This window comes from Verrucomicrobiia bacterium (genome assembly GCA_035574275.1).
In the GTDB taxonomy this organism is placed as follows: domain Bacteria; phylum Zixibacteria; class MSB-5A5; order DSPP01; family DSPP01; genus DSPP01.
In genome coordinates this window covers 14,181-33,307 of sequence record DATLYY010000074.1, presented here as the reverse complement: position 1 = coordinate 33,307, position 19,127 = coordinate 14,181, and the positions used below count along the sequence as shown (strand labels likewise).

Genomic DNA, 19,127 nt, shown 5'->3' with positions numbered 1-19,127 from the left:
AGCCCCGCCTTCGGGCGGGGCTTTTTTATGTCTTCGGAAAAAGCTTTTGACTTACGCGCACTTTTATTTACTTTTGACGGTTTAGAGGAAAGGATGGTATGGCGGAACATTCGTGCGATACACTGGTAATCGGCTCCGGGCCGGGGGGGTACGTGGCGGCCATCCGCGCCGCGCAGTTGGGACAGCAGGTCGTTTGCGTGGAAAAAGAGTCTTGGGGAGGCGTATGCCTAAACTGGGGCTGCATTCCGACCAAGGCCCTCCTTTACGCCAGCACGCTTTTGCATGAAATCAAAGCGGCCGGCGACTACGGCATCAAAGTTTCCGGCATCTCGTTTGATCTTGCGGCCCTTCGAACCAAAAAAGAATCGATAGTAACCCAAATGACCCGGGGCGTGGAGACGCTTTTGAAAGGGAACAAAGCCACTACCCTGAAGGGAACGGTTTCGTTTTTGAGCGCCAATCAGGCGGAAGTTAAAACTTCGGCCGGCACCGATTTGGTGCGATTCAAAAACGCCATTGTGGCCACCGGCACGGAACCCTCCCGGCTTCTCTTCTTGCCGGTGGACGGGGATTTGGTTTTCACCTCCAAAGAGGCGCTCGAACTCCGGCGGACTCCGAAAAAAATCGCCATTTTGGGAGCCGGGGCCATCGGCGCCGAGTTCGCCGACATTTACCGCGCCTTTGGCTCGGAAGTTCACCTTTTTGAAATGATGGATGAAATTCTGCCTTCTCTGGACAAGGAAGCGGGAAAACTTTTGCGCCAGCTTTTTGAGAAGAAAGGAATCAAGGTTTACACCGCCACCAAGGTTACGGATGCCGCCATCAAGGGTAAAGAGTCGGTCACGTTGAACTTCGCGCCGCTGGCCAACCCCAATCAGATTTCCAGTTTGACCGTGGATGCCGTTTTGGTGGCGATTGGATTGAAAGGATACACGGAGGGGTTGAATCTGCAGAAGGCGGGACTGGTTGTTGACCAGAAAGGTTTCATCAAGGCAGACCGGCAGATGCGCACATCCGTCGCCAATATTTACGCCATTGGCGATGTAGCAGGGGGGAAACTTTTGGCCCACAAGGCCTCGCACGAGGGAATCGTGGCGGCGGAAGCGATTGCCGGCAAAAAATCGGTAATGCATTATCGCGTGGTTCCCTATGCCGTTTTCACCGACCCGGAAGTGGCGGGTGTTGGACTGACAGAAGAGGAAGCGACGGCGGATGGAATTCAACTTCGCATTGGGAAGTTTCCCTTCCGCGCTTTGGGAAAGGCAATTGGGGTTTCCAAAACGGATGGGTTTGTCAAAATTTTAGCCGATTCCGACTCGGGTGAGGTCGTCGGCGCGCACATCATTGGTTCGCACGCCGGGGACTGGATTGCCGAGCTGGCTTTGGCGATGGAAATGAACGCCACGGCGGAGGATATCGCCGCCACCATCCATGTTCACCCGACGATGCCGGAGGCGGTGCTGGAGGCGGCCTTGGATGCCGAACGGCGGGTGATTCATATTGTGAAAAAATACGCATAGGTTTGTTTCAGGTTGCTCCGGAGCTTCTGCTCCGGGAAAGACGGCTTTGAACCATGCATTCGGTTAGGGGAAAGCGGAGGTAAATATGGCCGATGAGGTAGTGGTTTTAAACGGAGCAAGAACGCCGTTCGGAGAATTTTGCGGGAGCTTGAAGAATCTTTCCGCCACGGAGCTTTCGGTGAAGGCGGCATCCGAGGCAATCAAACGCTCCGGCGTCAAGCCGGAATGGATTGACCAGGTGGTTTTCGGCAACGTGATGCAGACCTCCGGCGACGCCATCTATTTTGCCCGGCACATCGGGCTGAAATGCGGCCTGCCGCAGGCGGTACCGGCTTTGACCGTCAACCGGCTGTGCGGCTCCGGCTTGGAGGCGCTCGTTTGCGGCACGCGGCTCATCCGAACGGGTGAGGCGGAGTTCGTTCTGGTCGGCGGCGGCGAAAGCATGAGCCAGGCGCCGCACGTCATCCGGGGCGCCCGCTGGGGACTCGAATTGGGCAAGGCGCAGATGGAGGATTCGCTCTGGGTGGCATTGGTCGATTCCTACAACAACTTGGGGATGGCGAACACGGCGGAAAATCTGGCCGAACGCTACAAAATTTCGCGCGAAGCGTGTGACGAGTTCGCTTTTATCTCGCAAACGCGAGCGGCAGCGGCGCAGAAGAAATGTTTGCTTTCCGAGGAAATCGTGCCGGTGGAGGTAAAAGGGCGCAAGGGGGAGACTCTGTTGATTGAAAATGACGAGCATATCCGGCCCGATACAACTATGGAAGGGCTCGCTAAGTTGCGGGCGGTGTTCAAAAAAGATGGAGTTGTTACCGCTGGTAACGCCTCCGGCATCAACGACGGGGCGGGGGCTTTGGTTTTGACTTCCAAAGCAAAAGCCAAAGAACTTGATCTGCCATATTTGGGGAAGGTTATCGCTTGGAGCGCCGTGGGCGTGGACCCGGACATTATGGGGATCGGGCCGGCGGATGCCATCCGCTCCCTTTTGAAGAAAGCGCGCGTCGGGATGGATGAAATCGATTTGTTCGAAATCAACGAGGCGTTTGCGGCGCAGTATCTGGCGGTGGAAAAGGAACTGGAGCTTCCGCGCGAACGGACGAACGTCAACGGCGGGGCGGTGGCCCTCGGCCATCCTTTGGCGGCTTCCGGGGCGCGGCTTTCGCTTGCCCTGCTTATGGAAATGAAACGGCGCAAGTCCCGCTACGGCATCGCCTCGCTCTGCATCGGCGGCGGACAGGGGATTGCCTGTCTGTTTGAGCGGGAAAAGGAAAGTTAACCGGGACCGAAGGTTCGGTTCTTTTGGAAGGGAGGGCTTTTTGCGCAAGTTAATCGCACTTTTTGTTTTTCTTCCGGTCTTGATTTTTGCCCAGGCCGAAAAGAAGGAGGACGTTTGGGCGCCGTTCAAATTCTTTGTTGGCCGCTGGGAGGGTGCCGGCAGCGGCGAGCCGGGGGATTCCAAGGTGGCGCGGGAGTATCGCTTCGTTTTAGGCGGAAAATTCCTGAAAGCGGAGAGCAAATCCACGTACGAGCCGCAGGAGAAAAACGCAAAAGGGGAAGTGCACGAGGATTTGGGGCTGTTCAGCTACGATTCCGGTCGCAAGAAGTTCGTTTTGCGGCAGTTTCACAAGGAGGGGTTTGTCAACCAATACCTGCTGGACAGCATCGCGCCGGACAGCAGGACTATCACCTTCGTTACCGAAAGTATTGAGAACATTCCATCTGGCTGGCGGGCCAGGGAGAGCTATCGGATTTTGAGCGACAGCGAATTTGTGGAAACCTTTTCCTTGGCGGCGCCGGGAAAGGAATTTGAAACCTATACGGAGAACCGGCTTAAACGGAAGAAGTAGTTCACAGAGGAGGGAGATGATATGAATTGGAAGCTCATATTTGGTCTGGCAGGGTTTGGGGTTTTGATGGGTGTTCTTTCGCTTTTTGGCTACACCGGGAGGATTGAAAGGCTGCTTTGGCTGGTGATAGCGGTTATCTGTGCCGTAATAATCGCCAAGGTTGTTCCCGGAAAATTATTTTTAACCGGGCTTTTGGTTGGACTTTTCGACGGTGTATTCAACTCCATCGTCCAGTCCGCTTTCTTTGCCACCTATTTGACCAATAATCCAAAAGTCGCCCAAGGATTCGGCCCGGTTCCGGGCGGGCTGGACCCGCGCTTTTTTGTTTTAATCGCCGGGCCCTTCGTCGGCTTGCTGTACGGTCTGGTGGTGGGATTTCTGGCTTGGCTGGCGGGGAAGCTTTTCCACAAACCGACCGCAATCATGCCAGCAGCTTAGTAAGTTAAAAGGAAAAAAACGGTCAAGCCGGGCCGGTAGGTTTGTTATAAATTCCTTGCCGTGGCCAAACTTTCTTTTGATACCCAACCGCTCATACTCCAGAAACCATCCTTCGTTCTTTCCATAGATGTCGAAAGCTGGGAGGAAGCCAACATCGACTGTCAATTTCCGAGCAACCCTTCGCTTGTCCGACAGGTGGACAAGGTTCTGGAGTTATTATCTAAACACAATACAAAAGCCACTTTTTTTGTTTTAGGCAAAGTGGCGGAGACGTTTCCGAGCTCCGTGAAAGGGATTGTGTCTGCGGGCCAAGAAGTGGCCTGCCATTCCTATTTTCACAAACCGATTTACCGTCAAACGCCAGAGGAATTCAGGACAGATCTCATACGAGCCAAGAAGGTGATGGAGTCGATTTCTGGACAGAAAGTTTTTGGGTTTCGCGCCCCATATTTTTCCATCACCCAAAAATCCCTCTGGGCTTTGCCCATTCTAATTGAAGCGGGGTTTGCCTACGATTCGTCGCTGGTTCCCGTGCGCGTGCCGAATTACGGTTTGGCGGATGGAAAAGAAGGATTCTACCGCTTGAGTTTGTCCGATGGAGCAACACTTATTGAAGCGCCGCCGGCGACAGCCCGTGTTTTCGGCTTCAAAGTGCCTTTGGGGGGCGGCTATTTCAAAATATTTTCAAGAAAGCCGTTTATTGACAAACTTTCCGATTTTCAAAGCCGGAAGTTGCCGGCCGTTTTCTACTTCCATCCTCACGAGCTGGAAGAACTGCCGCCGCGGAGCGAATTGAAAAATGTTTCGTTATGGGTATATTGGAAAGAGAATATGGGACGGAGGCAGATGACGGAAAAATTAGAGGTTCTGCTTTCCTCTTTTCGTTTTACCTCCTTCAAACAGGCGCTGGAGCTGTGAGCGAAACCCGGGCTCCGCTTGATTACATCTTCCGGCCCCGCTCAGCGGCGGTGGTGGGAGCTTCCCCGAAGAAGGGGACCATCGGCCGGGAGCTTCTGCACAACATCATTGAAGGGGGCTTCAACGGCAGCGTTTTTCCGGTCAACCCGAATTATCCGGTCATTCATTCCATCAAATGCTACCCGAGGGTGAGCGAAATTCCTGACCCCGTAGATCTGGCCATCATAATCGTGCCGCGGGACTTTGTGATGGGGGTTGTCGATGACTGCGGCAAAAAGGGAGTGCGGGGTCTGGTAGTTATCACCGCCGGTTTCAAGGAGGCCGGGCCGAAAGGGGTGGAACTGGAAAAGCAGTTGAAGGAGAAAGTGGTCGGCTACGGGATGCGAATGATCGGCCCAAATTGCTTTGGAGTCGTCAACACCAATCCGGATATCCGCCTCTATGCCACCTTCGGCAAAACGCAGCCCCTTCCGGGGAAAATCGGTTTCATCTCCCAATCGGGGGCAATGGGGGAATCGATGCTCTATCACGCGCAACAAATAGGGCTGGGAATTTCACAGTTCGCCTCCATCGGCAACAAGGCGGATGTTTCCGGCAACGATTTATTGGAATACTGGCAGGGGGATTCCCAAACCGAAGTCATTTTGATGTATCTGGAAAATTTCGGTAACCCGCAGAAATTCACGCGCATAGCACGGGAGCTTTCGCGCAAAAAACCGATGATTGTGGTCAAATCGGGCCGCACCCTGGCCGGTTCACGCGCCGCCGTTTCCCACACCGGCTCCCTGGCCGGACTGGATATCGGGGTGGACGCTCTTTTGGAGCAGGCGGGGGTTCTGCGGGTTTCATCGGTCGAGGAAATGTTCGATTTGGCCACCGCCTTTTCGCTTGCGCCGGTGCCGCCCGGGCCAAATGTGGCAATAGTCACCAACGCCGGCGGGCCGGGGATTATCACCACCGATGCGGTTATTCAGATGGGGCTTACTTTGGCGAAGTTTTCAAATGCAACCAAAGCGGCCATCCGAAGTGCCGTTCCGGATGCCGCCAACGTGGAAAACCCGGTCGATTTAATCGCCACGGCCACCGAAAAGGCGTACAGAGCGGCCCTCTCCGCCATACTGTCCGATTCCGGTGTCGATTCCGTTATCGTTTTGTTCGTTCCCCCCATCAACATCGATCAAATGGCGGTGGCCCGGTCGATTCTGGAAATTCACAGCCGGTTCAAAAAACCGATTTATACCTCGCTGATGGGAGTTTCCGAAAATTCGCCGCCGGTGGCGCTTTTGCGGGATAATTCGATTCCGGCGTACGCTTTTCCGGAATCCATCGTCAAATCATTGTCGGGGTTGGAGCGCTACCGGCAATGGTCGGCAAGGCCCGCGCCGGTGTTTCCAAAGTTCGAAGTCAATCGGGCAGCCGCTTCTAAAATTGTCGAAAAAGCCAGGACCTGCGGCGGAAAGATTTTAGGGCTGGAAGCGCTCGAATTACTTCACGCGTATGGGATTCCGGCCGTCCCCTCCAAAGTCGCAGGCAATACGGATGAGCTTTTAGAATCGGCGGGGGAGATCGGTTTTCCTCTTGTTCTGAAAATCAACGACCCGAAACTGGTGCACAAAACGGAAATCGGCGGCGTGGCGGCCGATTTGCGCACCCGGGAGGAGGTGCTGGAGGCCTATGCCAGATTGCAAAAACGGTATAAAAACGCCTTTCCGGGCGGCAATTTCGCCGGCGTTTTGGTGCAGAAAATGGTCAAGGGCGGGGTAGAGACGGTTTTCGGCATCACGCTTGACCGTGCTTACGGACCATTGATGATGTTTGGGTTGGGAGGCGTTTTTGTCGAAGTGATTAAAGATGTCAGCTTTCGATTGCATCCGCTTTCCAAAACTGATGCCGAGGAGATGGTGCGTTCGATTAAGGCCTTCCCGCTTCTTTCCGGCTTCCGCGGCTCTAAACCGGTGCGGATAGACAAATTAGAGGAGGTGCTTCTGCGGCTTTCACAACTGGTGGGCGATTTTCCGAAGATTTTGGAGCTGGACGTCAATCCCTTTTTCGCCACGCCCGAACCGGAATTCTGCGCGGCGGTAGATTGCCGGGTGGTTGTAGGCGTTTGAAGCATGCATATGTGTCAGGAGTTACTCCTGACACAACGAATTCCACAACGAAATTATTCCCAGTCAGGTTTTAGGGGAGTAAAGGGGGGAGCAGGCTTTTCTTCCGCGTTAGCCGATGGACGGGGTTTGGTATCCAAAAGGATGTCCGAGTCTTCCTCCAGAGTTGGCTGGGAACCGTTGCCGCCGACTTTTTTGCGGAAGCGGGCAGCGCGGATGCCCATCTCCTCCCGATATTTGGTCACCGTCCGGCGGGCCAAAGGAATTCCCTCCGCTTTTAGCTTGGCGAAAATCTCTTGATCGGACAATGGATGGGAGGCGTCCTCCGTTTTGATTATCTCCGCCAAGCGCTGTTTGACTTTCTTCTTGGACAAATCCTCGCCGGTGTCGGTCGGCAGGCCGGCATTGAAGAAGTAGCGGATTTCGTACACCCCTTGCGGGGTCTGGACGTACTTGTCGTTCGACACGCGGGAGATCGTCGCAACATGCAGCCCGAGCTTTTGGGCCACCTGCTCCATCGTCAACGGTTTTAAAAACTCCGGGCCGTTTTCGAAAAATTCCTTCTGCTCTTCCACCACAGCCTGCATCACACGCACCATTGTGGAACGGCGCTGGTTGATAGCGTTCAGGAGCCAGCGGGCCTGCATAAACTTTTCCTTGATGAAGTTTTTTTCCTCTTTGGAGCTGGCGGAGCCCTTTTTCAACAAGTCTTTGTAGGCGGAGGAGATTCGAAGGCGGGGGATGTATTTGTCATTGTGGAAGATGACCAGTTCGTCCCCCACCCGCTCGACGATCAAATCCGGCACCACCGGCTGGGCCGCCCGGGAAAAACGCCCCATCGCCGGCCGGGGAGAAAGGGAGCGGATAATACCCATTTCCTCTTCGATTTTTTCCGGCGAGGTGCCGAGCAATTTCGCGAGTTGAAAAGAGCTTTTTTTGTCCAGATCCTGCAGGTGTTTGTCCACGATTTCGTAAGCCAGCGAGTCTTCCTCTCCTTTTTGACGCAGTTGAATAAGGAGGCATTCTTTCAAATCCCGCGCCGCCGCGCCCGGGGGGTCGAAATTCTGAATATGCGCCAGTACCTTGGCGACCAGTTCTTTATCCACCTGAAGAGCATCGGCGATTTCCTCGACTGAAATGGTCAAAAAGCCGTTTTCATCGATGTTTCCGATGATGAACTGTCCCACCTGATGTTCGGCGGGGGAGAGCTTGGAAAGGTTCAACTGCTCAAGAAGATGCTCAAACAAGGTCTTTTCGGTGGTCTGGGAACGTTCAAGCGTTTCTTCAGAATTTTCCTTTTCGTGACGCGCCAAAAAAAGCTCGTCGTTGTCTTGCAAATAGGCATCCCAGTCAATTTTGTCATCTTCGGCGGCGAGTTCCGGTTCTTTCTCTTCGGCAGGGGCTTCCAAATCCATTTCGGGCTCGGCGGTGGCTTCTAAGTCTTCTTCCAGCATAGGGTTAGTTTGGAGCTCATGGCGCAGCATCTGCTCCAACTTCAGAATCGGAACAGTCAACATATTAAGGGACTGAATTAGTTGGGGGGCAATGGTTTGCTTGAGCCCTACTTTTAGTCCGAGTGTTGGTCTTCCGAAATCCGCCATATTCTTCTTCCCCCTGCCTATAGTTTCGGCAGTTGGGTTTTTTAGTTTAACCTAAACTTCTCTCCGAGATAGATTTTGCGCGCTTCAGGGTCGGAGGCCAAGTGCTCTGAAGTGCCGGAAGTCAATATCTTCCCGTCACATATAATATACGCACGATCCGTGATGGATAAGGTGGCTCCCACATTGTGGTCCGTAATCAAAAGCCCCAGCCCCTTGGCCTTCAATTGGGAGATAATTTTCTGGATTTCCTCCACCGTTATCGGGTCAATACCAGCAAAGGGCTCGTCCAAAAGCAGAAAACGAGGATCGGCTGCCAAGGCCCGACCAATCTCCACTCGGCGACGTTCTCCCCCGGAGAGAGAATACCCCTTATTTTTGGCCAGCCGAGTGATAGCAAGTTCCTCCAAAATCTGCTCCATTCTTTTTTTGCGTGCGGAACGATCTTTGATGCGAACCTCTAAAACCGCCAGAATATTTTCCGCCACGGTGAGCTTGCGGAAAACGGAGGGCTCTTGGGCCAAATACCCGATGCCAGCCAAGGCACGTCGGGCCATCGAAAAGGGGGTTATGTTCAACTCCCCCAAAAGCACTTTTCCCTCCTCCGGGCGGATGAAGCCGATAATCATATGAAAGGTTGTGGTTTTGCCGGCACCATTGGGGCCCAAAAGCCCCACCACCTCCCCCGGATGGACTTCAATGGAAACACCGTCCACGACCCGTCTTTGATGGTAGGTTTTAGCCAGGTTGGTGCTTTTCAAAAGGGGGCCGCCGTTTTGTTCGGCGGTGATCGTCTTCATGTCGTTTACTGAGGCTCCTCTTTTGGTACCTGCACCTCCCCCACCGGATTTTTCAGTCGGTAGCTGGTGAAGCGAGGGTCGGTGGTGAGGCCTGTGCCGGTAAGAACGGAGCCGTCCTTTTTTGTTATTTTCACAAAACCGTCGGTGTTTACCCTGTCATTGGGCTGGTCCCATTTCAGGGAATCGGCCACGATTTCAGTTCCATTGCTGTAGTACACCTGCACGTTGCCGCGCAGTTCCACGTAACGGGTGCGCTCGATCGCCGAGCCGGAGTCCGCGGTCACCCGGGCTTGAACGCTTCCCGCCGAATCGTAAAACAACGCGTTGATTTGGTACAAAAACATCGGTTCCTGGCCGGCGTAGCACAGGATTTTGTCCGCCTTTATCTGCGAGGTGAGCGTTCCGCGGCTGGTCAGGGTTATCGTGGAATTGAAAAGCACCTCCTCCGGCTCGGTGGCTGCCGGATGGGGCAGCGAATCAGGCGTTTTTTTTTGGCAGGAGGCGAGGGACAATGCAAAAAGAAGGAGAAAAAAACTCGTTTTTTGCATGGGGCCTCAAATGACCCCCGCCTGCAGGAGGTCGTGCAAGTGTAAAATCCCCACCAGCCGGCGGCTGGAGGTCACCGCCAAAACGGTGATTTTATGTTCCTCCATCTGGTTCAAGGCGGCCGCCGCCAGGGCCTCCGGACGGGTGGTTTTTGGACTGGCCGACATTACATCCGAGGCGGGCAGCTCCATAAACTCTTTTTTCTTCTCCACCAGGCGGCGCAAATCGCCGTCCGTAAAAATCCCCAAAAGTTCCTCCTTTTCATTTACCACGGTGGTGGCTCCCAGCCGCTTGGAGGTCATTTCCAAAATCGCTTCCTTCACCGGCGTTTGCGGGCTCACTTTGGGAACGTCTGTGCCCGTATGCATCAAATCTTCCACTTTCAGCCACAACTTTTTCCCCAAACTGCCGCCGGGATGGAGCAGGGCAAAGTCCTCCGGCGAGAAGTTGCGCTCCTCGAGAATGGCCAAGGCCAAAGCATCCCCCATCACCAAAGCGGCCGTGGAGGAGGAGGTCGGCGCCAGGTTGTTGGGGCAGGCCTCTTCTTCCACGGAAACATCCAGAACCACGTCGCTTTTTTCGGCCATCGGAGAATGGGGGGTTCCCGTCAAGGATATTATCGGCACGCCAATGCGCCGCAGAATGGGAAAAAGCTGGAACACCTCTTCCGTGAAACCGGACTTCGATACGGCAATCACCACGTCCCCTTTTTTGACCAATCCTAAATCGCCGTGAATCCCTTCCGCTGCGTGCAGAAAGAAGGCGGGCGTTCCCGTTGATGACAAGGTGGCCGCAATTTTGCGCCCGACGATGCCGGATTTGCCGAGGCCGGTGACGATAACGCGGCCCTTACATTTCAGCAGCAACTCGACCGCCTTCTCGAACTGTCCGTTCAAGCGGCCGGCCAGTTGGGCGACCGCGTCCGCTTCCAGCTCAATCACCCGGCGGGCAAATTTTAATATCGAAGTAACGGGGCCGTTCGCCGGCTTTCCACCGCCTGAAACAGCAACTTTATTTCCCGAGGATTTCGGGGCTGGTGTTGTTATGGCTTTTCCCATCCTACGCGCTGGTAATAATATAAGCAACGCCCGAAGCAATTACAATGAATTACGAATAGCTTTGCGAGAGTTTCGGAGCGGGCTATATTCCAATTAGCATGAAAGCAAGTCGTTTTCCGGCTTACGGTTGGGCGGGATTGGCGATTATTCTTTTAGCGGAAGCGTTACTTTTTGCCGGGGTTGAAATTATCGCCGTCTTTTTTACGCCCCTTGTTTGGAGCGGTTACATTTTGTGTGTTGACGGGGTCGTCTTCAAAAAAACAGGCGAGTCATACCTTGCCGTGCGGCGAAAGGAGTTTTTGGCGATGCTACCGGTATCAGTCGTTCTCTGGCTCGTATTCGAGAGTTGCAATCTTCTTATGAAAAACTGGCACTATGCGGGCCTGCCGGAAAGTTTATGGATACGGACTTTCGGCTACGTCTGGTCTTTCGCCACCATCTGGCCTGCGATTTTGGAAACGCAGGAACTGCTTTTGGCTTATGGCGTTTTCAAGAACGCCAAGATTCGACCGCTGAATTTCTCTTCCAGCGTTTTGAACGGCTTTGTCCTTCTCGGAGCCATTGAGCTGGCGATTCCCATTCTATTTCCATCCCCGTGGTGGGGCGTTCTGGTCTGGACCGGTTTTGTTTTTCTTTTGGAACCGCTCAACTTTCGGCGGGGGTTGCCGTCCTTAATCGGCGAGTTCCGGGAGGGGAAATTACAGCTTTTTTTAACGCTTATGCTTGCCGGTTTGATTTGCGGACTTTTGTGGGAATTCTGGAACTATTGGGCGGCGGCCAAGTGGATTTACAACGTTCCGGTTTTGGGGCACATTAAACTCTTCGAAATGCCGGTAGTCGGATATTTCGGGTTTATGGCCTTTGGACTGGAGGTTTTTGTGATGTGGCAGTTTGTGCGGGAGATATTCGTTAAAAAGTGAGACCGAGCCATTCCTGCAGCTGTGTAGGGGAACCCTTTTGCCTATCTTGGCTTCGGAATTTCGGCTACTTGCTGTAGAAGTGAATTCAGTTGGGACAGCGGCAACTGGCAATCGGCATCCGAAAGGGCTTTGGAGGGATTGGGATGGGTTTCGACGAACAGGGCATCGATGCCCACCGCCACGGCGGCTTTGGCCAGGGGGATGATGAACTCCGGTTGCCCGCCGGACGAATGAGAATTGCCGCCCGGAAGCTGGACGGAGTGGGTGGCGTCGAAAATTACCGGATAGCCGAAGTTGCGCATTATCAAAAGAGAGCGGAAGTCCACCACCAGGTTGTGATAACCGAAACTGGTTCCCCGCTCGGTAACAAGAATTTTTCTGTTCCCGGTGGAGGCGGCTTTTTCCACGGCGGCACGCATATCCTCCGGCGCCAAAAACTGCCCTTTTTTCAAATTGACGGCCCGACCGGTCTTGGCCGCAGCGACAATCAGGTCGGTTTGCCGCGATAGGAAAGCGGGAATTTGCAGAATGTCGGCTACCTCGGCAGCCGGTTTGGCCTCCTCGGCGCCATGCACATCGGTCAAAACCGGCAGGTTAAATTCCATTTTGACTTTCTTTAAAATCGAAAGCCCTTTTTTCATCCCCGGACCGGTAAAGGAACGAACTGAAGTACGGTTGGCCTTTTTGTAGGAGGATTTAAAGATAAGCGGGATGCCGTATTTCTTGCAGACCGATAGAGTTTTTTCGGCCGTCGATAAAACCAATTTTTCCGATTCGATGACGCAGGGGCCGGCAATCAAGACGAGCGGCGTGCCGCCGCCAATAGTTAATTTTCCGATTTGGACGGGAAGAGTCCACCCGGTTGCTGCTTTGGAGGGGGGCATTTTACTTTTTCTTTTCGACTTTTTCGGCCGCCACCACGAACCAGAGGGAGGGGCGGTTTTCAGGCGCATCCAAAAGCTTGGCCAAATAGATGCGGGTGGTGGGAAAACCGGAAGCGGAAAGCTCGACGGCGGCCAGCATCGGCTCGTTTTTGACCACCCGCAGGTCGCCGTCCTTCAAGGCCTCGGCAATCCCCAAATCGGCGGCGTAGGTGCGGACGGTCTGGGCCGGATCCAACTGCCAGAGCATCTGCCCCTGCTTTAACTGGTTCTGTTTGCGGCGGCCCTCTTCGAGCGTGGGAATCGGCAAATCCAACTTGACCGGCATCGTTCCGGGGCCCGAGGAGCAGGCCGCGAGAAGCAAGACCAGAAAAGAAAGGGTTTTGACTTTGAATCTCAAAAGAGAAGCTCCGAGGAATCCCGTTCGGCTTTTTGGGCCGGTTCTTCCTCCCGCATATGGCGCCCGGCTTCCTCTTCCGCGAAGCGATGGCGCAGGGCGGCTTTGACAAAGTCGCGGAAAAGGGGATGAGATGCGCCGGGGCGGGATTTCAATTCCGGATGGAACTGAACGCCGACAAACCATGGATGGTCTTTCAACTCAATGATTTCCACCAGCCGGCCGTCCGGCGAGAGGCCGGTGATTTTGAAACCGGCGTCTTCGAGCAATTTGCGGTAATCGTTGTTGAACTCGTAGCGGTGGCGGTGACGCTCGGAAATTTCGAGCGAACCGTAGGCCTTGGCCGCGTGGCTGCCGGGCGTCAACTTGGCGGGATAGGCCCCGAGGCGCATCGAGCCACCCATCTGGGTCACTTTAGCCTGCTCCGGAAGCAAAGCGATAACCGGATATTCACATTCGTTGTTGAACTCCGTGCTGTTGGCTCCTTCGAGTCCGGCCAGATGGCGGGCAAACTCGATGGTGGCGCACTGCATACCGAGGCAAATCCCGAAGAAGGGGATTTTGTTTTCGCGCACGTATTGGATGGCCTCGATTTTCCCCTCCACTCCCCGCTCGCCGAAGCCGCCCGGTATCAGGAGGCCGTCGATACCGGAAAGATGTTTTTCGGGGCCGTCCCGTTTGACCGCCTCGGAGGAGACCCAAGCCAATTCCGCCTTGCAGTCGTTTTCCGCTCCGGCGTGCACGAAGGATTCGATAATCGACTTGTAGGCATCCTTTAAATTCACATACTTGCCGCAGATGGCGATTTTAACCCGGTAGGGCGGGTTTTTGATTTTTTCCACCAGCTTTTCCCAGTCGGAAAGAATCGGCGGCGGGAGTCCCAGCCCCAAATGGCCGGCCACTTTTTCGTCAAGCCCCTCCTTGTGGAAAAGGAGCGGCACTTCGTATATCGTGCCGACGTCCAAGGCCTGCACCACCTGACGGGCGGGGACGTTGGTGAAAAGCCCGATTTTTTCGCGCAGGTCGGCAGAGAGGGGGCGGTTTGTGCGGCAGACCAGAATGTCCGGCTGGATGCCGATTTCGCGCAGTTCCTTGACGGAGTGCTGGGTCGGCTTGGTTTTCAGCTCGCCAGCGGAATCGATGAAGGGAATCAAAGTCAAATGGATGTAGAGTACGTTTTCGCGTTCCTCCTCCAGCCCCATCTGGCGGATGGCTTCCAAAAACGGCAATGATTCGATATCGCCTACGGTGCCGCCGATTTCGGTGATCACCACGTCTACCTCCGGGTCGGCCTGCGCCACGCGTTTAATCCGGTTTTTAATTTCATTGGTAATGTGGGGAATCACCTGCACGGTGGCACCCAGGTAATCTCCCCGGCGTTCGCGGGAAATCACCGACTCATAAATCTGGCCGGTCGTCACGTTGTTGGCTTTCGTCAGGTTCTCGTTCAGAAAGCGTTCGTAATGCCCCAAATCCAAATCGGTCTCGGCACCGTCGTCCAAGACGAAAACCTCGCCGTGCTGGAACGGGTTCATCGTGCCGGGATCAACATTGATGTAGGGGTCGAATTTCTGCAGGGCCATCTTCAACCCGCGGCGTTTCAACAAGAAACCAAGCGAAGCAGTGGCAATTCCCTTCCCCAGAGAAGAGACCACCCCTCCGGTTACGAAAATATATTTGATTTTTTTCATATCCATCCTCGCTTTTTAGCCCAACTTTGTGCCGCTCTCAGGTCTTCCGGAACGTCGATGGAGGGGACGGCCTCCTTGGTTAATACCACTTTAATAGGGTTCCCGTTCTCCAAGATTCGGAGCTGTTCCAGTTTTTCAACTTTTTCCAACGGGGTCGGCTTTTTATGCACCAGGTTCAGTAAAAAGTTTTTCCGGAAGGCATACAGGCCGATGTGGACAAACGCCTCCTCTGCCTCCCAAGGTATCGTCGAACGTGAAAAATATAAAGCGAAATTATCTTTGTCAAAGACCGTTTTCACCAGATTTGGATTTTTCAGTTTTTTAGCATCTCTCTCCGGATAGGCAAGAGTCGCCACCTGTACTTTTTTATCGGCAAAAGAGCCGAGCAATTCGCGCAGCATTTTGGGTGAGATGAAGGGATGGTCGCCCTGTAGGTTGACGACGATGTCGCAATTTATTTTTCGGGCTACTTCGGCAATTCGGTCGGTGCCGGAGGGATGCTTGGGGTTGGTCAGAACCGCCTCCGCGCCGAAGTTGGCGGTCGCGCGCAGGATGCGGTAATCGTCCGTGGCAATGAGGATGCGCTCGAAGACCTTCGATTTTTTGGCGGAAAGGTAGGCCCACTCTAACACCGGTCGACGGTTCAAATTAGCCAAGAGCTTGCCGGGGAAGCGGGTGGAGGCAAAGCGAGCGGGGATTACACCTACCGCCCGCAGTTTTTTCATATTACCCGGGGAACCTTGAAGAAATTATCCTTGCGGTCGGGGGCGTTGGCCAGGGCCTCTTCCACCGGCAACGAGGGTTCAACCACATCCTCCCGCCAGGCGGGGGGCAGGGGCACCACCGTCTCGTATTCCGTTATGCCGGAGGTGTCCACCTTTTGAATCTGGCTCACGTATTCGAGAATGGAGGAAAGCTCCTTGGCAAAGCGGGCTTTTTCCTCTTCGGTCAAAGCCAGCCGCGCCAGCTTGGCGTAGCGATCAACATCGGAGGGTTGAAAATTCACAAACGTATGATAAATTAACGGCTTGACTTGTCAAGTCAATCCTTACTTGAGGGGCCGCATTCAAAAATGAATAAACAGGCTGTTTTTGCAGTTCTGATATTTTTTATTGCGGGGTTCTTGATTTTCCATCCGACCCTTTCCGTTGGATTTGTATCCGACGATTTCGTTTGGTTAAAGGAGAGCCAAAATCCGCAGCAATTCAATTTGTTCAACAGCCAGAGCTTTGGTTCCACTAAAGGGCGGCCTGGAACGATGGCTCTGTTTTTTGTATTGAGTAAGTTTTTTTCGACGAAAGCCGATCGGTTTCACCTGATTATACTTGTTTTCCACATTCTGAATGCCTCCTTGTTTTTTGCCATTTTGCGCCGTTTTCAGCTATCTTTTGCATTTAGTGTTCTGACAGCCTTAATTTTTTCGATTCACTTTTCCAATGAAGAAACGCTTTTTTGGGTGTCCTCCCTTAGTTCTATTTTTTGCTTGTTTTTTTATTTCTGTAGTGTATTTCTATATCTGCATTACATGAAGAAAGGCTCCTTGCTGTTAAAGTTTGCCATTATTGTCAGCATGTTAGTGGCTTTATCCATACGCGAGGACGCCGTTAGCATTCCAATAACCTTGGTGCTATTGAACTACATCGATAAACAGGAGAAGAGCTTTAACCTTTCAAATTTATTGAGGACTGATTTTATTTTTCTTCTTCCTTCTTGTGCCTTCTTGGGCTGGCGTATTTTAGGCGCACTGCAGGAAAGCATGGGATACGAGTTTACGCTGAACCCAGCGGTCTGGGTTCAGAATGGGTTGTATTTTGTTCTTAATCTTTGCGTTCCTATTCGTTTTTTCTTCGATCAAGTTGGCTACGAGGCGCACGAACTGCTTCGGCTAAGAATTATGACGGTTAAACACGTTCATTTGTTAATTCCAGTAGGTCTTCTTTTGCTTGTAGCTATCGGTTTTCTATTACTTCGGCTTGGGAATAAAGTATCCGGACTTGTACGAATAGGTTGTATTCTCGGGGTAATTGGTTTTCTGCCTTATTTTGCTCTGCTCGGCAACGCACCAAGATTTATTTATTTCACCCTGGTCGGAGGGGCTATAGTGATTACTTCATTTATATTCTGGCTATCGAGGCAGTTTTCAAACGTTTTATGCCATTTGGTCACTCTATTCGTTGGAATTATTGTAGTTGTAATAAACTTCGTTGTTGTTCAAGAGCGGAGCCAGTGGTGGCTAAAATCAGCCAAAATGGCCACAACAATACTCCAACAAACCAAGGTGATAGCCGACAGTTTGGAGCCGGGAGATACAATGTATGTCGTAAATCTTCCCCGCCGCCTCAATGGGGCTTATGTTTTTCACAATGGTTACCCCGAAGCGATTTTCTTCACTACTCCGGAAATAGCCGGAAAGGTTCGCTTTTTAGGGGATAAGACTTTGGATGAACTCAAGATGTTAGAAGGAAAAAAAGTTTATGCTTTTGAGAATGGAAAATTAAAGAAACGGATGGATCTCTGAATTACCACTTTACGATTGTTGCTTCCCGTTCCGGGCCGGTGGAGATGAGGGAGATGGGGACGCCCAAAGCTTTTTCGATGGCGGCAAGATACTTCCGGGCATTGGCTGGTAGTTTGGCAAAGCGGGTGATACCGCGGGTGGAAGATTTCCAGCCGGGGTAGGTTTTGTACACCGGCTTGCATTCGGCAAGCTCACATAAATCGAGCGGGAGTTCCTCGGTTTTCTTCCCTTTGTATTCGTAGGCGGTGCAGATTTTGATTTCCGGAAAGCTGTCCAGGACGTCCAGCTTCATTATCGCCAGTTTGTCGGTGCCGTTGATGCGGCAGGCATGCTTTAGAATCACCAAATCGAGCCAGCCGGTGCGGCGCGGACGGCCGGTGGTAGCGCCAAATTCACTGCCGGTTTTGCGCAGAAGCTCCCCTTCGATACCGGTTAATTCAGTGGGAAAGGGCCCGTTTCCTACCCTCGTAGTGTAGGCCTTCATCACGCCAATCACTTCGTCAATCGAACGCGGCCCGACACCGGTGCCGGTCAAGGCACCGCCGGCGATGGTGTGGGAAGGGGTGGCGTAGGGATAGGTGCCGAAGTCCACATCCAAGAGCGACCCCTGCGCTCCCTCAAAAAGCACCGATTTTTTCTTTTTGATGGCCTCGTTCAGAAAGCGCGATCCATCCACCAAGTAAGGTGAGATGAATTTTTCGTAACTGCGCAGCTGCTGGACGAGGATAATCGGGTCGAACTTGGAAAGTTCGCCGCCGTGGTTGCGGCAGGAAAGGATGTCGGCCACTTTTTTTGACAACTTTTCCGGCGAGAGCAAATCGACGGCGCGGATGCCGCGACGGGCGTATTTTTCGGAATAAGCCGGGCCGATGCCACGGCCGGTGGTGCCGATTTTCTCGCCGCGGTGGGCCTCTTCCCACAAATCCAGCTCCCGGTGAAAGGGCAAAACGATGTGCGCGCCGGCGGAGATTTTGAGCCGACCCTCAACTTTCACCCCTTGGGCCGCGAGCATTTCGATTTCCTTTTTCAGCTCTTCCGGTTCCAAGACCACGCCGGAACCGATGAGGCAGAGCTTTTTGGGATGCAGAATGCCGGAGGGAATCAGGTGCAGAACAAACTTTTTGCCCTTTACATACACCGTGTGGCCGGCGTTGGCGCCCCCCTGATAACGGGCAACAATGTCCGCTTTTTGGGAGAGAAAATCGACGATTTTTCCCTTCCCTTCGTCCCCCCACTGCAGGCCGACAACGATGCGATTGAACATCAATTACCACTCTTTTCTACTGTTGCGGTTTTTGGAAAAGCGGTTTGGGCAATCCATTTCAAGATTTCGCCTTTGCCTTCCTTGGTCACGGCGGAGAAATTTACAAATTCAAACTCGTCCGAAGCGGGCAGTGATGCGATAATTTTTTCGCGCCGTGCCGCTCGTTGGGAACGGGAAAGTTTGTCGGCTTTGGTCAGAACGAAAAGGGCCGGCTTGCCGGTGGTTTGCACCCATTCGGCCATCTGCAAATCGAGTTCATTCGGTTCGTGGCGGATGTCCAAAAGGGAAATAATTCCGGTCAATTTCGAAGAGGTGTTCAAATAGCCGTCAACCAGCTTGCCTATGCGCGCTTTTTCGCCAGCAGAAAGTTTGGCGTAGCCGTATCCGGGCAAATCAACGAAGAAAAGGTTATTGTTAATGAGATAATAGTTCAAATTCTTGGTTTTGCCAGGGGTTTTGGAAATTTGGGCCAACTTTTTCTGGTTGGTCAAGACGTTAATCAACGTGGACTTGCCGACGTTGGAGCGGCCGGCAAAGGCGATTTCCGGGACGGTGTTCGGACAGGTGTCGAGTTGGGCCACTGTTTTGAAGAAACGGGCCTTTTTGATTTGTAACATGGC

The 19,127-nt window shown here is 53.1% G+C and carries 19 protein-coding genes; 8 read left to right on the top strand and 11 right to left on the bottom strand.

Annotation, left to right across the window (positions count from 1 at the left end; all coding sequences use genetic code 11):
- Positions 1–98 precede the first annotated feature (98 nt).
- From lpdA to VNL73_10235, 6 genes are all read left to right on the top strand, one after another.
- Positions 99–1,520 carry a dihydrolipoyl dehydrogenase gene (gene lpdA, locus VNL73_10260; GenBank protein ID HXF49788.1) on the top strand — a complete coding sequence of 474 codons (1,422 nt, stop codon included), beginning with the start codon at positions 99–101 and terminating at the stop codon, positions 1,518–1,520.
- Positions 1,521–1,605: 85 nt separating this feature from the next.
- The gene (locus VNL73_10255; GenBank protein ID HXF49787.1) at positions 1,606–2,799 is read left to right on the top strand and encodes an acetyl-CoA C-acetyltransferase; all 1,194 of its coding nucleotides are present in this window, start codon (positions 1,606–1,608) and stop codon (positions 2,797–2,799) included.
- A 40-nt stretch (positions 2,800–2,839) separates the two neighbouring features.
- Positions 2,840–3,370: a heme-binding beta-barrel domain-containing protein gene (locus VNL73_10250; GenBank protein HXF49786.1), complete on the top strand. Its 531-nt coding sequence runs from the start codon at positions 2,840–2,842 to the stop codon at positions 3,368–3,370.
- A 21-nt stretch (positions 3,371–3,391) separates the two neighbouring features.
- On the top strand, positions 3,392–3,808 hold the full coding sequence (locus VNL73_10245; protein HXF49785.1) for a hypothetical protein: 417 nt from the start codon (positions 3,392–3,394) through the stop codon (positions 3,806–3,808).
- 60 nt (positions 3,809–3,868) lie between these two features.
- Positions 3,869–4,726 carry a polysaccharide deacetylase family protein gene (locus VNL73_10240; protein HXF49784.1) on the top strand — a complete coding sequence of 286 codons (858 nt, stop codon included), beginning with the start codon at positions 3,869–3,871 and terminating at the stop codon, positions 4,724–4,726.
- Positions 4,723–6,837, top strand: coding sequence for an acetate--CoA ligase family protein (locus VNL73_10235; protein ID HXF49783.1), 2,115 nt, complete (start codon positions 4,723–4,725; stop codon positions 6,835–6,837). Before VNL73_10240 ends, VNL73_10235 begins: the two co-directional genes overlap by 4 nt.
- Positions 6,838–6,890: 53 nt before the next feature.
- Here the strand turns inward: VNL73_10235 and rpoN are convergent, their stop codons facing one another.
- Genes rpoN through VNL73_10215 form a run of 4 tightly spaced genes read right to left on the bottom strand, consistent with a single transcriptional unit; the run spans position 6,891 to position 10,836 of the window.
- Positions 6,891–8,435: an RNA polymerase factor sigma-54 gene (gene rpoN, locus VNL73_10230; protein HXF49782.1), complete on the bottom strand. Its 1,545-nt coding sequence runs from the start codon at positions 8,433–8,435 to the stop codon at positions 6,891–6,893.
- Between the two features lie 41 nt (positions 8,436–8,476).
- A complete protein-coding gene (lptB, locus tag VNL73_10225) occupies positions 8,477–9,232 on the bottom strand; it encodes an LPS export ABC transporter ATP-binding protein (GenBank protein ID HXF49781.1) in 756 nt (251 codons plus the stop codon).
- A 5-nt stretch (positions 9,233–9,237) separates the two neighbouring features.
- The gene (gene lptC / locus VNL73_10220; protein ID HXF49780.1) at positions 9,238–9,780 is read right to left on the bottom strand and encodes an LPS export ABC transporter periplasmic protein LptC; all 543 of its coding nucleotides are present in this window, start codon (positions 9,778–9,780) and stop codon (positions 9,238–9,240) included.
- Between the two features lie 6 nt (positions 9,781–9,786).
- Positions 9,787–10,836 (bottom strand): KpsF/GutQ family sugar-phosphate isomerase, encoded by a 1,050-nt coding sequence (locus tag VNL73_10215; GenBank protein HXF49779.1) that lies wholly within the window; start codon positions 10,834–10,836, stop codon positions 9,787–9,789.
- A gap of 137 nt (positions 10,837–10,973) precedes the next feature.
- Here VNL73_10215 and VNL73_10210 point away from each other — a divergent pair, with 137 nt between their 5' ends.
- Complete coding sequence (locus VNL73_10210; protein HXF49778.1) at positions 10,974–11,756, top strand: hypothetical protein; 783 nt, start codon at positions 10,974–10,976, stop codon at positions 11,754–11,756.
- A 41-nt stretch (positions 11,757–11,797) separates the two neighbouring features.
- On the opposite strand, the gene kdsA is transcribed toward VNL73_10210, so the two are convergent.
- The 5 genes from kdsA to gatC all read right to left on the bottom strand — a co-directional run bounded on the left by kdsA (position 11,798) and on the right by gatC (position 15,731).
- Positions 11,798–12,640: a 3-deoxy-8-phosphooctulonate synthase gene (gene kdsA / locus VNL73_10205; protein HXF49777.1), complete on the bottom strand. Its 843-nt coding sequence runs from the start codon at positions 12,638–12,640 to the stop codon at positions 11,798–11,800.
- A 1-nt stretch (position 12,641) separates the two neighbouring features.
- On the bottom strand, positions 12,642–12,965 hold the full coding sequence (locus VNL73_10200) for a hypothetical protein (GenBank protein ID HXF49776.1): 324 nt from the start codon (positions 12,963–12,965) through the stop codon (positions 12,642–12,644).
- A gap of 68 nt (positions 12,966–13,033) precedes the next feature.
- Positions 13,034–14,731, bottom strand: coding sequence for a CTP synthase (locus tag VNL73_10195; protein ID HXF49775.1), 1,698 nt, complete (start codon positions 14,729–14,731; stop codon positions 13,034–13,036).
- Positions 14,722–15,450, bottom strand: a complete 729-nt coding sequence (gene kdsB / locus VNL73_10190; protein HXF49774.1) for a 3-deoxy-manno-octulosonate cytidylyltransferase — start codon at positions 15,448–15,450, stop codon at positions 14,722–14,724. Before kdsB ends, VNL73_10195 begins: the two co-directional genes overlap by 10 nt.
- Complete coding sequence (gene gatC / locus VNL73_10185; protein HXF49773.1) at positions 15,447–15,731, bottom strand: Asp-tRNA(Asn)/Glu-tRNA(Gln) amidotransferase subunit GatC; 285 nt, start codon at positions 15,729–15,731, stop codon at positions 15,447–15,449. The genes kdsB and gatC overlap by 4 nt, the downstream gene beginning before the upstream one ends.
- 66 nt (positions 15,732–15,797) lie before the next feature.
- Here gatC and VNL73_10180 point away from each other — a divergent pair, with 66 nt between their 5' ends.
- Positions 15,798–17,243 carry a hypothetical protein gene (locus VNL73_10180; GenBank protein HXF49772.1) on the top strand — a complete coding sequence of 482 codons (1,446 nt, stop codon included), beginning with the start codon at positions 15,798–15,800 and terminating at the stop codon, positions 17,241–17,243.
- Between the two features lies 1 nt (position 17,244).
- Here VNL73_10180 and VNL73_10175 read toward each other — a convergent pair whose 3' ends face one another.
- Entirely contained in the window at positions 17,245–18,507 is a 1,263-nt protein-coding gene (locus VNL73_10175) for an adenylosuccinate synthase (GenBank protein ID HXF49771.1), read from the bottom strand.
- Positions 18,507–19,124 carry a ribosome biogenesis GTP-binding protein YihA/YsxC gene (gene yihA, locus VNL73_10170; GenBank protein HXF49770.1) on the bottom strand — a complete coding sequence of 206 codons (618 nt, stop codon included), beginning with the start codon at positions 19,122–19,124 and terminating at the stop codon, positions 18,507–18,509. The genes VNL73_10175 and yihA overlap by 1 nt, the downstream gene beginning before the upstream one ends.
- Positions 19,125–19,127: the final 3 nt, after the last annotated feature.

Coding starts and splice junctions, on each gene's coding strand:
- lptB (HXF49781.1), bottom strand. CDS start 9,232: ATGAAGACGATCACCGCCGAACAAAACGGCGGCCCCCTTTTGAAAAGC.
- VNL73_10215 (HXF49779.1), bottom strand. CDS start 10,836: ATGGGAAAAGCCATAACAACACCAGCCCCGAAATCCTCGGGAAATAAA.
- kdsA (HXF49777.1), bottom strand. CDS start 12,640: ATGCCCCCCTCCAAAGCAGCAACCGGGTGGACTCTTCCCGTCCAAATC.
- VNL73_10245 (HXF49785.1), top strand. CDS start 3,392: ATGAATTGGAAGCTCATATTTGGTCTGGCAGGGTTTGGGGTTTTGATG.
- lpdA (HXF49788.1), top strand. CDS start 99: ATGGCGGAACATTCGTGCGATACACTGGTAATCGGCTCCGGGCCGGGG.
- VNL73_10175 (HXF49771.1), bottom strand. CDS start 18,507: ATGTTCAATCGCATCGTTGTCGGCCTGCAGTGGGGGGACGAAGGGAAG.
- yihA (HXF49770.1), bottom strand. CDS start 19,124: ATGTTACAAATCAAAAAGGCCCGTTTCTTCAAAACAGTGGCCCAACTC.
- VNL73_10200 (HXF49776.1), bottom strand. CDS start 12,965: ATGCCGGTCAAGTTGGATTTGCCGATTCCCACGCTCGAAGAGGGCCGC.
- VNL73_10180 (HXF49772.1), top strand. CDS start 15,798: ATGAATAAACAGGCTGTTTTTGCAGTTCTGATATTTTTTATTGCGGGG.
- VNL73_10255 (HXF49787.1), top strand. CDS start 1,606: ATGGCCGATGAGGTAGTGGTTTTAAACGGAGCAAGAACGCCGTTCGGA.
- kdsB (HXF49774.1), bottom strand. CDS start 15,450: ATGAAAAAACTGCGGGCGGTAGGTGTAATCCCCGCTCGCTTTGCCTCC.
- rpoN (HXF49782.1), bottom strand. CDS start 8,435: ATGGCGGATTTCGGAAGACCAACACTCGGACTAAAAGTAGGGCTCAAG.
- lptC (HXF49780.1), bottom strand. CDS start 9,780: ATGCAAAAAACGAGTTTTTTTCTCCTTCTTTTTGCATTGTCCCTCGCC.
- VNL73_10195 (HXF49775.1), bottom strand. CDS start 14,731: ATGGATATGAAAAAAATCAAATATATTTTCGTAACCGGAGGGGTGGTC.